Here is a 12276-nt window from a genome sequence, read left to right as displayed (position 1 = left end):
TGAGTTACTGGGCGACGCCGTAGAGACGGTCGCCGGCGTCGCCGAGGCCGGGGACTATGTAGCCCTTTTCGTTCAGGTGGGAGTCCATGCCGGCGATGACGAGGTTGCACGGTACGTCGAGGTGGGTCAGTTCGTTCTCTACGCGCTTGACGCCTTCGGGGGCGGCGAGCAGGCAGATCGCGGTGATGTGGTCGGCGCCGCGGTCTACCAGGAACTGGATCGCCGCGGCGAGGGTGCCGCCCGTGGCGAGCATCGGGTCGAGGACGTAGCACTGGCGTCCGGACAGGTCCTCGGGGAGGCGTTCGGCGTACGTCGACGCGGTCAGGGTCTCCTCGTTGCGGACCATGCCGAGGAAACCGACCTCCGCGGTCGGAAGCAGCCGGGACATGCCTTCGAGCATGCCGAGGCCTGCCCGCAGGATCGGGACGACGAGCGGCTTCGGCGCGGCGAGCTTCACGCCCTGCGCCTCCGCGACCGGGGTCTGCACGGTGACCGGGCCGGTGCGCACGTCCCGGGTCGCTTCGTAGGCGAGCAGCGTGACGAGCTCCTCGGTCAGCCGCCGGAACGTGGGTGAGTCCGTGTGCTCGTCGCGCAGAGCGGTGAGCTTGTGGGCGACGAGCGGGTGGTCCACGACGAGGATCTGCATAAGGCCGAACGGTACCGTCGGCGATTCGCGGCGCGAAAGCGCGCTCGCTGCCAGAATCGAAAGTGCACCGGAATCTGCCCTGTCGCCCACCAGGGAGTAGACCCGATGGCTGAGAAGACCCCTGAGCAGCTCGACCGGCTGCGGCGCCGTGCGGCGTTCCTGCGCGAGCTCGAGGAAGCGCGTGCCCTGCGGGACCGCATCGCGCCGCGGCGGGCCCGGGTCCGACAGCTGCGCGAGGCGATGCGCAGAGCGACGTACCATCACTGAGAGGGCGTTGACCGGTGTTGGCGGATCTGATATCGGCTTGAGATCGCCGGGACGCCGCAGGTCTGCGACGATGATCCGGTGTCTGATGCCACGGTTACCGACCTGGATTTCGCGGTCGCTGCGTACACCGAGGACGGGAACTGGACCGTCACGCCGCTGGTACTGCGCGGTGAACCCGATCTGTCCACGCTGGTGTCCGCGCTCCGCCGGTATCCCGGTGAGGCCGGGGTGCTCGGCCTGGTGTCGGTCGACGAGGACTTCTTCGTCCTGGTCCGGGTGCTCGGCGGCCGCGCCCGGCTGCTGATCTCCGACGTGACCGCCGCGACCGAGTGGCCGCTGGCCCGGCAGGTCGTCGACGAGCTCGACATCCCGCTGGCCGATGACGACGACGAGCAGGTTCCGGCCGGCGACCTGGCGATCATCGCCGACCTCGGCATGCCCGCGATGGACCTCGGCGAGCTCTGCGACGACGTCGACCTCTACCCGGTGGAGATGCTCGAGGAGATCGCCGAGACACTGGGCTTCGGCAACCAGTTCCACGACGCGATCGAAGCCGTTGGCTAGCCCGATCCTGCGGCAGGCGTGGTCGCGGTTGATGACGCTGGCCCTCGAGGAGGCCGAGCGGGCGTTGCCCGACGTACCGATCGGGGCCCTCGTGGTGGACGAGGGCGGCGACATCATCGGGCGCGGGCACAACGAGCGCGAGGCGACCGGCGATCCGACCGCGCACGCCGAGGTACTCGCGATCCGCGACGCGGCCCGGCACGTCGGCGAGTGGCGGCTGACCGGCTGCACGCTGGTGGTGACGCTGGAGCCGTGCACGATGTGCGCCGGGGCGATCGTGCTGTCCCGGCTGGACCGGCTGATCTTCGCGGCGTACGACGAGAAGGCCGGCGCGGTGGGGTCGCTCTGGGACGTCGTACGGGATCGTCGTCTCAATCATCGGCCCGAGGTGGTCGGCGGGGTGATGGCCGACGAGGCCGGTGCGCGGCTCCGCGATTTCTTCATCGGCCACAGACCTTGATATTGTCCTCGGCGGTGGCGTGTCCGAGCGGCCGAAGGAGCGCGCCTCGAAAGCGCGTGACGGGCAACCCCCGTCCGAGGGTTCAAATCCCTCCGCCACCGCCAACCGCCCTCCGGGGCGGCAGATAGGCCGGAGACCCTGATGCTGTGTGATGCGTCAGGGTTTTCGTCTCTCTGGACCTGACGCGGGACGCTCGACGAGAGGGCCCCTATGGATGTTGCGGAGCTCGACCGGATCCTGCTGGCGGGCGCGGCGATTCTGCTGGTCGCTGTGGTCGCGGTGCGGCTGTCCGCGCGGGTCGGGCTCCCGTCGCTGCTGATCTACCTCGGGATGGGATTGCTCCTGGGGGAGGCGGGTCCGGGGCACATCCACTTCGAGGACGCGCAGCTGGCGCACGCGCTCGGGTTCGCGGCGCTGGTGGTGATCCTGACCGAGGGCGGTCTGACGACCCGGTGGAACGAAGTACGGCCGGTCATGCCGCTCGGACTCGTGCTGGCGACGGTCGGTGTCGCGGTGAGCGTCGGTGTCGTCGCCTGTGTGGCGCATTTCGTCCTGGGGCTGAGCTGGCAGCTGTCCGTGCTGCTCGGCGCCGTGACGTCGCCGACGGACGCAGCGGCAGTGTTCTCCGTGCTCAGACGGGTGCCGATCCGTCCACGCCTGCGCGGTGCACTGGAAGCGGAGTCCGGTCTGAACGACGCTCCGACCGTCCTGCTGGTCACGCTCGTCAGCACCGGCGAGATCGGCGAGAAGGGCCTGCTGTGGTTCAGCGGCATGGTCGTCTACGAACTGGTGGTCGGCGCGCTGTTCGGGCTGCTGATCGGGTGGGTGAGCGTCGGCCTGATCCGCCGGATGGCGGTCGGATCCGCCGGCCTGTACCCGCTCGCGGTGCTCTCCGTGGCGTTCATCTCGTACGCCGGTGGCTCGGTGCTGCTCCACGTGTCGGGGTTTGCGGCCGTGTACGTGACGTCGCTGGTGCTGGGCCGGGCGGAGTTGCCGCACCGGATGGCGACCCGGTCCTTCGTCGACGGGATCGCCTGGCTGGCGCAGATCGGGCTGTTCGTGATGCTCGGGCTGCTGGCGTCACCAGGGGATTTCGAGCTGAACGACGTACTGGTCGCGCTGGTGATCGGGGTCGCGGTGACGGTCGTCGGGCGGTTCGCGTCGGTGGCGATCTCGGCGGCGCCGTTCCGGTTGCCGTGGCGGGAGCGGACGTTCATCTCGTGGGCGGGCCTGCGGGGCGCGGTGCCGATCGTGCTCGCGACCATCCCGCTCGCCGAGGGCGTGCCGCAGGCGGCGCGGATCTTCGACGTCGTATTCGTGCTGGTGCTGCTGTTCACGCTGCTGCAAGGGCCGTCGCTGCCGTGGCTGGCGAAGCGGCTGAACGTCCTCGACGAGAACGCCGCGCACGAGGTGGACATCGACGTCGCGCCGCTGGAGTCGCTCGGCGCGGACATGCTCCAGGTGTACGTCCCGAGCGAGTCGCGGCTGGCCGGGGTCGAGATCGGTGAACTGCGGCTGCCGCCCGGCGTGTCGGTGTCGCTGGTGATCCGCGGCGAACGAGCCTTCGTCCCGGACCGCCGTACCGTGCTCCGGGCCGCCGACAACCTGCTCGTGGTCGCGCCCAGCCCGGTCCGCGAACAAACCGTCCGCCGCCTCCGCGCCGTCTCCCGAGCCGGCCGCCTAGCCGGCTGGTTCGGCGAACGCGGCCGCGAACAGCACTGAGTCGCTCGTTTGCCTGCGCTGGTGTTCTGAACTACCTTTGAAGTATGTCCGATCTGCAGGAAGTCAACTTCTCCGACCTGCTTCAGCGCCCCAGCGAGACAGTGGAAAAGCTGAAGTCGAGCCGGAACCAGGCGCTGCGGGTGCACCGCCGCGGCTCCCAGGACGATCTTGTGCTGACCACTGCCGCCCGGGCGGCCGAGGAGCATGAGGTGGCCGAGGTGACGGTGCGGATGCTTCGTGCGGTGATGAGCAACCCTGCCGTCCGCTCGATGTACCTTCTTGACATCCTCCCGCAGGTCTTTCCCTGGGTGGCGTTCCTGCCGCCGGAGGATCGCGCCGGCTTCGCGCAGGAACTCATCGATGTGATGGACGCCAGCTCGGAGCTCAGTGTCTCGGCGCCGGTGCTCACGCTGATTGCCCAGTGGCGGAACACGGCCGATGTCTGGGCGGATCCGGAACTGCTTGCGATCCTGCGATCGCCCCGCGAGGACGGTCTCGGTCCGGTGCCCAGGCGGATTGCGGAGTGAGTCCTGCGAAGCGCGGTGACCGGGTCGCTCCACCGGCAGGCCCCGATCACTGGGAGCTGAAATTCTTCAACACCCCTGCCGCCAAAGGATGGGAGGAGCTTTGCCGACAGGCAGCGGGCAACACCGAACGTGCCTGGGCTGAGATCCGTGGGGAGCCGCGGCCATTCCCAAGTAGCGCGCGGCACCATCGCCTGAAAGGCGTGCTGTCCACCCAGAACGGCCTCGAGCAGTGGCAGTACGAGGTGACCGGTGGTGGCCGGATCTGGTACCTCGTCGACGTGGATCAGCGGACGGTGTGGATCACGTATGCCGGTACGGGACATCCCAAGGCGACCGACTAGTTGGGGTTCTGGCCGGACGGGATCGGTTTCGGGGTGTGGATGACCGGGAGGCAGACTGTGGTGCCGGGGGCGACTGTGACTGACGGGATGCCCTTGAGTTTTACGGAGCCGAAGCCGGCGCCGATGACCAGGTCTACGGTGTGGTCGGTGCGGCCGTCGGCGATCATCACCGCCTTCTGGTTCAGCTGACCCGCGACCAGGAGCATCTCGGGCGCGTCCGCGGTGGCACCGCGCAGCGCCACCACGTCGACCTTGTCGCCCTTGGGTTCGTTGGCTGTCTTGTCGATGTTGAACCCGCGCTGCTTCAGCGCGTCGGCGACCCGGCCGGCCGAGCCCGCGCGGGCGCCGCCGTTGTAGACGTTCAGGACGACCTGTTTCGGAACCAGGCGGTTGTTCGTCAGTTTCTGCTCGGTGCAGGTCGGCTGGGCGCTGCTGTTCACCAGCGAGTTCCAGCCCCACCAGCCCCCGCCGGCGAGGATCCCCAGCAGGATCACCATCGTGATCGGCGTACGCCACCGGATCCGCGAGTGCGGTCTCGGTTGCGGATGGATCGCTGTCATCTGCTCCACCCCCCGTGAGCGGCAGCCATTGGTCAGTCCACTACCAGAACCCGTGCGTGCAGAACCTGACGCTGCTGCAACGCGGCGCGCAGCGCGCGGTGCAGGCCGTCCTCGAGGTACAGGTCGCCCTTCCACTCCACCACGTGCGCGAACAGATCGCCGTAGAAGGTCGAGTCCTCGTCGAGCAGCGCGTTCAGGTCCAGAGTGCCCTTCGTCGTAACGAGTTCGTCCAGCCGCACCTGCCTGGGCGGCAGCGAAGACCAGTCCTTCGGCCGCAGCCCATGGTCCGGGTACGGCTTGTCGTCCCCGACACGCTTGAAGATCACCCCCCGAAGTCTAGCGGTGTGAAAGGTCCTAAGAGGAGGTCATGAATGTCACCGGAACAGTCCGCTGCATCGACCCAACCTTTCGGTGCCGTCGGACGTCCCACCGGAACAGGGAGCGGTGAGCGCGGTTCCGCGTCCACGAGCATGGGGGTGAACGGTATGCGAATTCTTCCGAAACTGGGCCTCGCGACCGCGGCGATCACGCTGGTCGCGCTCGGTACGACGGTGCCGGCCGAGGCGATCACGGTGTCTCAGGTGAAGGCGGCCCAGACCCGCCTGAACAGTCTCGGCTGCACCTCGGGCCCGGTCGACGGCCAGGCCGGTGCGATGACCCAGGCCGCCACGGTCCGGTTCCAGTCCGCCAACGTCTTGAGCCAGACCGGTTCGCTGAACAGTACGACGTACGCGCGCCTGATGGCCTCGACCGCGAAGCGCTGCGACGTCCGCCCGGTGCCGGGCCGCTCGGGGACCGGTCGCCGGATCGTGATCAGTCAGACGCAGAACTGGGTGTGGCTGATCGATGCCCGTGGCAGGGTGGTCCGGCAGGGCGGGATCATCGACAACCCGACGTACCTGAAGGCCGGGACGTACACGAGCGGCTCGAAGTGCGGGCGGCCGGCGCGGGTACTGCGGAACACCGACGGCGGACGGCTCTATCTGAACCATTTCGTCCGGTTCGCACCGTGCGGTGTCGGGTTCCACCAGATCCCGACGTACAAGTCGAACGGGCAGCAGATCCACGCCGACTGGCTGCTCGGCACGAATTACCGGGCCTCGCACGGCTGCATCCGGGTCTCGGCCTCCATGTCGGTCGCGATCTGGTCCTTCGCGGCCGGCGCAACGCGTGTGGTCGTCATGCGCTGACTGCGGAGAGCTAGCATGCCGACGGGTAGTTCCGTCAACCGGGGAAAGGCACGCTGAGATGGCCGAGAAAGCCGACGTCGTGGAGACCGTGAAGCAGGGGTACGCGTTCGAGGGGGCGGCGCTCGAGCTGGGTGCGCTGCTGGTCGACGGCGAGCCGAAACCGGACGCGGCGGTCCGGATCCCGCTGGGGATGATGAACCGGCACGGCCTGGTCGCGGGCGCGACGGGTACCGGTAAGACGAAGACCCTGCAGCTGATGGCCGAGCAGCTGTCCGCGGCCGGTGTCGCGGTGTTCGCCGCCGACGTGAAGGGCGACCTGTCCGGGATCTCGCAGCCGGGTGAGAGCAGCGACAAGCTGCTCGCCCGGACGAAGGCGATCGGCCAGGAGTGGACGGCGACCGGGTTCCCGACCGAGTTCTACGCGCTCGGCGGGCAGGGGACCGGGATCCCGATCCGCGCCACGATCACCTCGTTCGGCCCGGTGCTGCTGTCGAAGGTGCTGGGGCTCAACGACGTCCAGGAGTCGTCGCTCGGGTTGATCTTCCACTACGCCGACAAGGCTGGGCTGACGCTGCTCGACCTCAAGGACCTGCGGGCCGTCATCACGCACCTCACGTCCGACGAGGGCAAGGACGACCTGAAGGAGCTGGGCGGCCTGTCCGCGGCGACCGCGGGCGTGATCCTGCGGTCGCTGATCGGGTTTGCCGACCAGGGCGCCGAGGCGTTCTTCGGCGAGCCGGAGTTCGACACCGCGGACCTGCTGCAGCAGCGCGACGGCAAGGGCGTCATCTCGCTGCTCGAGCTGCCGAACCTGCAGGACCGGCCGGCGTTGTTCTCGACCTTCCTGATGTGGCTGCTCGCCGACCTGTTCCACGACCTGCCCGAGGTCGGCGACGTGGACAAGCCGAAGCTGGTGTTCTTCTTCGACGAGGCGCACCTCCTGTTCGCGGACGCATCCAAGGCGTTCCTGTCTGCGATCGCGCAGACCGTCCGGCTGATCCGGTCGAAGGGCGTCGGCGTGTTCTTCGTGACCCAGACGCCGAAGGACGTGCCGGACGACGTACTGGCGCAGCTCGGTTCGCGGGTGCAGCACCAGCTACGGGCACACACGCCGAACGACGCGAAGGCGCTGAAGGCGACCGTGTCGACGTTCCCGAGCTCGTCGTACGACCTGGGCGAGGTGCTGACCCAGCTCGGGATCGGCGAGGCGATCGTGACCGTGATGAACGAGAAGGGCGCCCCGACCCCGGTCGCGTGGACCAGGCTCCGGGCGCCGCAGTCGCTGATGGCGCCGGCGTCCGCGGAGCAGCTGACCGCGTCGGTGCAGGCGTCGGCGAACAACGCGAAGTACTCGCAGACGGTCGACCGCGAGTCGGCGTACGAGCTGCTCGCGGCGAAGGTGCAGGCCGGTGCGGCGCAGGCCGAGGCCGAGAAGCAGCAGCAGGAGCAGGCCAAGCCGCAGGAGGAGTCGCGGCCGCGGGCGCAGAAGCAGGAGAAGTCGATGGTCGAGCAGGTCATCGGGTCGTCGGCCTTCAAGCAGTTCGCCCGTTCGGCCGGCCGGGAGATCGTCCGCGGCCTGTTCGGCGCGGCCCGCCGCCGCTGAGTTTTCCTTTCCCGCAAGGGAATTGTTGATCAAACGAATGAATGCCGAAGCATCGGGGATCGTTCTCAAGTCGTCATCCACAGCCGCGCCGTCACCGATTGGGAGCTGACGCCTACACGCCGTACCGTGTGAGGTGATGGTTGCACAGAGTAGGCGAGCGATGCGTTCCTGGGCGCTCTGGACCCTGACGGTCCCGGCGTTCGCTGTCGTCGTGCTCGTCGACCTGGCCGGGATCGGGTACGGCGTGCACGCGTTCACCGACCGCCCGAGCTGGCGCGGGCTGGACGTCGTGTTCGCGCTGACCGTCTCCGCGCTGATCTCCGTCGAGGGCGCCCGCCGGGTCGAGAGCCGGCGGCGGCGCGGCGGCGCGCTGCACAAGGACTTCGCCCCGGCGTGGATGATCGCCGCGGCGCTGATCCTGCATCCGGCGCTCGCGATCCTGGTCGCGGTGCTGCTGCGGATCTGGTGGCGGATCCGGGCCGGCAAGTGCATCCCGTACCGGTGGGCCTTCTCGACCGCCGTCCATGTCCTCGCGGTGGGCGCCGCGCACTCGGTCTTCGTCTCCGCGCGTGGCCTGACCGGCGACAGCGGCCTCGGCCTGGTCGTGTCGATGGTCGGCGGCGCGATCGCCTACGTCGTGACCGACACCCTGCTGTGCGGGCTCGCGATCTCGCTGATCATCCCGGGCAGTAACCGCCGCGAGACGGTCGGCGGCATCGACGACCTGTGCACCGACGCGACCGCCGCCACCTTCGGCTGCCTGCTCGCGGCGGCCTGCCTGATCAGCCCGTGGCTCGCGTTCGTCGCGATCCCGATCACGCTGACCGCACAGCGCGCGCTGCTCCTCGGCACGCTGGAGACCGAAGCCCAGACCGACCCGAAGACCAGCCTGACCCGGGTCGACTGGTGGCGCCGCCGGACCGAGCAGATGCTGCGCACCTCGCGGAACCAGCACGAGCCGATGGCGGTGCTGCTGATCGACATCGACCACTTCAAGCAGGTCAACGACCGGCACGGGCACCTGGTCGGCGACGAGGCGCTGCGCGCGGTCGCGACGATCCTGCGCAGCGCGATCCGGGCGAAGGACGTGATCGGCCGGTTCGGCGGCGAGGAGTTCGTGATCGCGCTTCCGGACACCGGCCTCGACGAGGCGACGGTGACCGCCGACCGGCTCCGCAACGCGGTCGCCAACAGCCCGCTGGCCGCGATGTGCGCCGGCGTACTCGACGACCCGGACCTCGACCCGGACACCTTCCTCCTGACCGTCAGCATCGGCGTCGCGGTGTACCCGACCGACGGGGCGACCGTCGACGACCTGCTGCTCCGCGCCGACCGCGCGATGTACGCCGCGAAGGCCGCCGGCCGGAACCGCGTCCGCCTGGCCGCCGACACCGTCCCGCTGCCCCGGCTGACCGCGTCGACACAATTCTCGGAACAGACAGAACCTTTGGCGCCCGCCCAGCGTCCTGTGAGGTGAGGACGGCAGGACGGAGCACTGATGGCGGCAACGGGGAGTCGTGACGACGACTTCACGGCGTTCGTGCTGGCCAGATCCGCGCGGTTGGTGCACTTCGCGCGGGTGCTGTGTGGTGATGCGGGCCTCGCGGAGGATCTCGTGCAGACCGCGCTGGAGAAGGCGTACCTGCGCTGGGACCGGATCGAGATGGCCGACCCGTTCGCGTACGTCCGGCAGGCGGTGGTCAACCAGCACCTGTCCTGGGTACGGCGACGTCCGTGGCGTGAGCGGCCAACAGGTGACCCTGCCGAGCTCGACCTGCTCCTCGAGGCCGAGGTCGATCCGAGTGGTGGGGTCCATCGGCGGGTCGCGGTGGGGGCCGCGCTCGCCACGCTGAGCCGGCGTGAACGAGCGGTCGTCGTACTGCGGTATGTCGAGGACCTGACCGAGCGGGAGACGGCCGCGGTCCTCGGGGTGGCGATCGGGACGGTGAAGAGCGCCAACGCGCGGGCCCTGGACAAGCTGCGGGCCGCGCCGGAGCTGAGCGGTGTGGGGGAGCGATCATGAACGACGAGCGCGGGACGCCGGCCGAGGAGCAGCTCCGGGTCGCGCTGGCACCGGACCACTCGATCGCGCCGCTCGATCCGGCGCGGGTGATTGCCGGCGCTCGTCGGCGGCGGGTGCGGGGGCGGGTCGCTGCGGTCGGGGCTTCGGTTGCGGTTGTCGGCGTGATTGCTGTCGCGGGAATCGCGGGCAGTGGTCAGCTGCGCGGCGACGTACCGCAGCCTGCGAACCCTGGTCCGTCGGCGACCGTCCGGCCTACGACTCCGCCTCCTCCGACTCCGCCTCCTCCGACTCCGCCTCCTCCGAGCACATCGCCTGGTGGGACGCCGACGGCGCGGCCCACCAGTACTCCGACGGCGACCACGCCTGCCCGGCCGCCGGGGCGTACGCCGACGGGGTTGCCGACCCCGTCCGCTCCGGCGACTCGTACTCCGCGCTGAGGCCGGCAGAACCTTTTCGCTACCCGGCTGCGTCCTTCAGCCCGACCGAACATCAATAGGTGCGGAGGGTAACAATGGACGAGGTAGGCCGGAAGCGGCGGATGACCCGGATACTGCTGGGCGGGCTCGCAGCCGCGGCGGTGGTCGGCGTCGCAGTCGCCGGCACGGCGATGGCGCGCAGCGGAAACTCAGCCGCCTCCGCGGCAACTCCCAGCGCCACTCCAACCGCAGCCACCCCCAGCGCGGCCACCCCCAGCGCGCCCACCACCCCGACGCGCTCACCATCCGCACGCCCCGTGCCCCCGACCCTCCCACCAACTCCGCCCCCCACTTGCCGCCCAACCACCTCGCCATCGCGCCCGCCGACTGCGACGCCGACCCCTCGGGTGGTTCCGACGCCGAGTGATCCTTCGTGCCGGACGCCTGAGGTGTGGGCGACGCCGACGCCGACGCGGGCGCCGCGTCCGGTACGTCCCACGCCGACGGTCTGGGCGACGCCGACCGTGCCGGGCACGCCGTCTGCCGCGCCGACCCGGACGCCGGAGTCGCGGGCAACCCCGTCGCAGCCGCCGACGGGCCCGTCACGCGGCAAGTAGGCGGACCCCAGACACTCACCAAGCGACCGGCCGCACGCCTGCCAAGCAATCCGCGAGCGTGCGGCCGTGCTGTTTTAAGACGTTGGTGAGTGGCTGAGGTTCAGCAGGCGCCGAAGCTCCCCGCTGACACCCACGCCTTCGCGACGTACATGCCGGCGTTGACCCGCAGCCACACATTGCTCGTGCCCTGCGACCCGGTGACGCTCTCGCCCGTCGTCTGGCACTCAACAGAGACCTGAGCCGACTTACCCGCCATCCCAACAACCGCACCGGTCGAGTTCGGTGCATTCCGCACGTTCAGGTACCCGGACGAGATCGACACCGTCCCGCGCCCACCATCGCCCGTCCACAGGTACGTGACGTCGACCCACGAGTTGTCGGCCAGCTTGAGCGCGTCCCAGAAGACACCGTCCGCAAGGTCGATCCCCGCCGGGTTGGCAACAGTCCGGCCGAACTGGTCCTTCCCGCCGTTGTACCCGCTCTGGTACGCCGCCTGCGCCTCGGGCTTGCCCTGCGGCAGGTCCGTCCACATCTCGCGGGTCGCGCTCGGGTTCCAATAGTCGTCCTTGGTGTTCCACGGACCGACGTCCCATACCGGTTCGAAGGCGCAGCGTGAGGCGGTGCAGACCTTCACCGAGTACGTACCGGATCCGGCGCCGGACAGGCCTCGTCGTGACGGCAGGGCGACGAAGTGGTCCCGGCTCACGATCACGTGGCCGTTGGCCGTAGTACCGCCGACCAGACCTTCCCGTGTCGCGAAGACGTGCGACTTGAGCGGAGCCGCCTGGATCGCCATCCGCGGTACGGCGGCCTGGTCCGTGGGCTGCACCGTGACGTCGCCGACCCACGGGCTCGCGCCGGTGGACGGTGCACTGACGATGATGCGGACCTGGACCTGGTCGCTCGCACTCGGCAGCGCGGTCGGCGTACCGGCCTTGACGGCCGTCCACTCCGACCACCTGTTGTTGATCCACGCCCGTACGTCGACCTCCGCCGACGAACCGTCCGGCGTACCGAAGGTGTAGCCGACGACAACGGCCGACGTGGGATCCGCGAACTGGACCGGCGTGAGTTCGGCGAGGCCGGAGCGCTGCTTGATCTCGGTGGATCCGATCGCGGCCGGGGCGTCGCCGAGGACGATGCGGCTGCCGTCGACCTTGACGTTGCTGGATCCGGCGACAGGTTGAGCTGCGACTGAGACGGGGTCCGGTACGGCGGCGGTGCTCGGCAAGGTTGCCGTAAAGATCGCGGCGGTCACGGCCAGACAGGCGGTGAGCGCAGTCGTACGGGTGATACGCATGGGCGGAACTCCGGGGCGGTGAAGGCTGGTGCACCCAATG

Annotated in this window: 16 protein-coding genes and 1 tRNA gene; 12 read left to right on the top strand and 5 right to left on the bottom strand. The window is 69.5% G+C overall.

Annotated features, from left to right (window positions below; genetic code table 11):
• Positions 1–4: 4 nt before the first annotated feature.
• Entirely contained in the window at positions 5–646 is a 642-nt protein-coding gene (gene upp, locus ACWF0M_RS08885; RefSeq protein WP_452235037.1) for a uracil phosphoribosyltransferase, read from the bottom strand.
• A 105-nt stretch (positions 647–751) separates the two neighbouring features.
• Between upp and ACWF0M_RS08880 the strand changes: the two genes are divergently transcribed.
• The 7 genes from ACWF0M_RS08880 (at position 752) to ACWF0M_RS08850 (ending at position 4527) form a co-directional block, all read left to right on the top strand.
• Positions 752–913: a hypothetical protein gene (locus tag ACWF0M_RS08880; protein WP_452235036.1), complete on the top strand. Its 162-nt coding sequence runs from the start codon at positions 752–754 to the stop codon at positions 911–913.
• Between the two features lie 78 nt (positions 914–991).
• On the top strand, positions 992–1477 hold the full coding sequence (locus ACWF0M_RS08875) for a tRNA adenosine deaminase-associated protein (protein WP_452235035.1): 486 nt from the start codon (positions 992–994) through the stop codon (positions 1475–1477).
• Between the two features lie 31 nt (positions 1478–1508).
• Positions 1509–1937, top strand: coding sequence for a nucleoside deaminase (locus ACWF0M_RS08870; protein WP_452235218.1), 429 nt, complete (start codon positions 1509–1511; stop codon positions 1935–1937).
• 13 nt (positions 1938–1950) lie between these two features.
• Positions 1951–2041 (top strand) — tRNA-Ser (locus ACWF0M_RS08865).
• A 106-nt stretch (positions 2042–2147) separates the two neighbouring features.
• Positions 2148–3659 carry a potassium/proton antiporter gene (locus tag ACWF0M_RS08860; protein ID WP_452235034.1) on the top strand — a complete coding sequence of 504 codons (1512 nt, stop codon included), beginning with the start codon at positions 2148–2150 and terminating at the stop codon, positions 3657–3659.
• A 44-nt stretch (positions 3660–3703) separates the two neighbouring features.
• Positions 3704–4186: a hypothetical protein gene (locus ACWF0M_RS08855; RefSeq protein ID WP_452235033.1), complete on the top strand. Its 483-nt coding sequence runs from the start codon at positions 3704–3706 to the stop codon at positions 4184–4186.
• 200 nt (positions 4187–4386) lie between these two features.
• Complete coding sequence (locus ACWF0M_RS08850; protein WP_452235032.1) at positions 4387–4527, top strand: hypothetical protein; 141 nt, start codon at positions 4387–4389, stop codon at positions 4525–4527.
• On the opposite strand, the gene ACWF0M_RS08845 is transcribed toward ACWF0M_RS08850, so the two are convergent.
• Entirely contained in the window at positions 4524–5087 is a 564-nt protein-coding gene (locus ACWF0M_RS08845; protein ID WP_452235031.1) for a LytR C-terminal domain-containing protein, read from the bottom strand. The genes ACWF0M_RS08850 and ACWF0M_RS08845 overlap by 4 nt on opposite strands.
• Positions 5088–5119: 32 nt before the next feature.
• On the bottom strand, positions 5120–5413 hold the full coding sequence (locus ACWF0M_RS08840; RefSeq protein ID WP_133786633.1) for a type II toxin-antitoxin system VapB family antitoxin: 294 nt from the start codon (positions 5411–5413) through the stop codon (positions 5120–5122).
• A gap of 159 nt (positions 5414–5572) precedes the next feature.
• Here ACWF0M_RS08840 and ACWF0M_RS08835 point away from each other — a divergent pair, with 159 nt between their 5' ends.
• The 5 genes from ACWF0M_RS08835 to ACWF0M_RS08815 all read left to right on the top strand — a co-directional run bounded on the left by ACWF0M_RS08835 (position 5573) and on the right by ACWF0M_RS08815 (position 10340).
• Entirely contained in the window at positions 5573–6277 is a 705-nt protein-coding gene (locus ACWF0M_RS08835; RefSeq protein WP_452235030.1) for a L,D-transpeptidase family protein, read from the top strand.
• A 58-nt stretch (positions 6278–6335) separates the two neighbouring features.
• Positions 6336–7880 (top strand): helicase HerA-like domain-containing protein, encoded by a 1545-nt coding sequence (locus ACWF0M_RS08830; protein WP_452235029.1) that lies wholly within the window; start codon positions 6336–6338, stop codon positions 7878–7880.
• A 160-nt stretch (positions 7881–8040) separates the two neighbouring features.
• Positions 8041–9357 (top strand): diguanylate cyclase, encoded by a 1317-nt coding sequence (locus tag ACWF0M_RS08825; protein WP_452235028.1) that lies wholly within the window; start codon positions 8041–8043, stop codon positions 9355–9357.
• A 21-nt stretch (positions 9358–9378) separates the two neighbouring features.
• Complete coding sequence (locus tag ACWF0M_RS08820; RefSeq protein ID WP_452235027.1) at positions 9379–9903, top strand: SigE family RNA polymerase sigma factor; 525 nt, start codon at positions 9379–9381, stop codon at positions 9901–9903.
• Positions 9900–10340, top strand: coding sequence for a hypothetical protein (locus tag ACWF0M_RS08815; protein WP_452235026.1), 441 nt, complete (start codon positions 9900–9902; stop codon positions 10338–10340). Before ACWF0M_RS08820 ends, ACWF0M_RS08815 begins: the two co-directional genes overlap by 4 nt.
• Positions 10341–10392: 52 nt before the next feature.
• Here the strand turns inward: ACWF0M_RS08815 and ACWF0M_RS08810 are convergent, their stop codons facing one another.
• Together ACWF0M_RS08810 and ACWF0M_RS08805 are read right to left on the bottom strand one after the other, a co-directional pair.
• A complete protein-coding gene (locus ACWF0M_RS08810) occupies positions 10393–10932 on the bottom strand; it encodes a hypothetical protein (protein WP_452235025.1) in 540 nt (179 codons plus the stop codon).
• Between the two features lie 104 nt (positions 10933–11036).
• A complete protein-coding gene (locus ACWF0M_RS08805) occupies positions 11037–12236 on the bottom strand; it encodes a hypothetical protein (RefSeq protein WP_452235024.1) in 1200 nt (399 codons plus the stop codon).
• Positions 12237–12276: the final 40 nt, after the last annotated feature.

Source organism: Kribbella sp. NPDC055110, assembly GCF_053607525.1.
This window is presented reverse-complemented; position numbering and strand designations above follow the sequence as displayed.

Coding starts and splice junctions, on each gene's coding strand:
- upp (WP_452235037.1), bottom strand. CDS start 646: ATGCAGATCCTCGTCGTGGACCACCCGCTCGTCGCCCACAAGCTCACC.
- ACWF0M_RS08880 (WP_452235036.1), top strand. CDS start 752: ATGGCTGAGAAGACCCCTGAGCAGCTCGACCGGCTGCGGCGCCGTGCG.
- ACWF0M_RS08870 (WP_452235218.1), top strand. CDS start 1,509: ATGACGCTGGCCCTCGAGGAGGCCGAGCGGGCGTTGCCCGACGTACCG.
- ACWF0M_RS08860 (WP_452235034.1), top strand. CDS start 2,148: ATGGATGTTGCGGAGCTCGACCGGATCCTGCTGGCGGGCGCGGCGATT.
- ACWF0M_RS08855 (WP_452235033.1), top strand. CDS start 3,704: ATGTCCGATCTGCAGGAAGTCAACTTCTCCGACCTGCTTCAGCGCCCC.
- ACWF0M_RS08845 (WP_452235031.1), bottom strand. CDS start 5,087: ATGACAGCGATCCATCCGCAACCGAGACCGCACTCGCGGATCCGGTGG.
- ACWF0M_RS08835 (WP_452235030.1), top strand. CDS start 5,573: ATGCGAATTCTTCCGAAACTGGGCCTCGCGACCGCGGCGATCACGCTG.
- ACWF0M_RS08830 (WP_452235029.1), top strand. CDS start 6,336: ATGGCCGAGAAAGCCGACGTCGTGGAGACCGTGAAGCAGGGGTACGCG.
- ACWF0M_RS08825 (WP_452235028.1), top strand. CDS start 8,041: ATGCGTTCCTGGGCGCTCTGGACCCTGACGGTCCCGGCGTTCGCTGTC.
- ACWF0M_RS08820 (WP_452235027.1), top strand. CDS start 9,379: ATGGCGGCAACGGGGAGTCGTGACGACGACTTCACGGCGTTCGTGCTG.
- ACWF0M_RS08815 (WP_452235026.1), top strand. CDS start 9,900: ATGAACGACGAGCGCGGGACGCCGGCCGAGGAGCAGCTCCGGGTCGCG.
- ACWF0M_RS08805 (WP_452235024.1), bottom strand. CDS start 12,236: ATGCGTATCACCCGTACGACTGCGCTCACCGCCTGTCTGGCCGTGACC.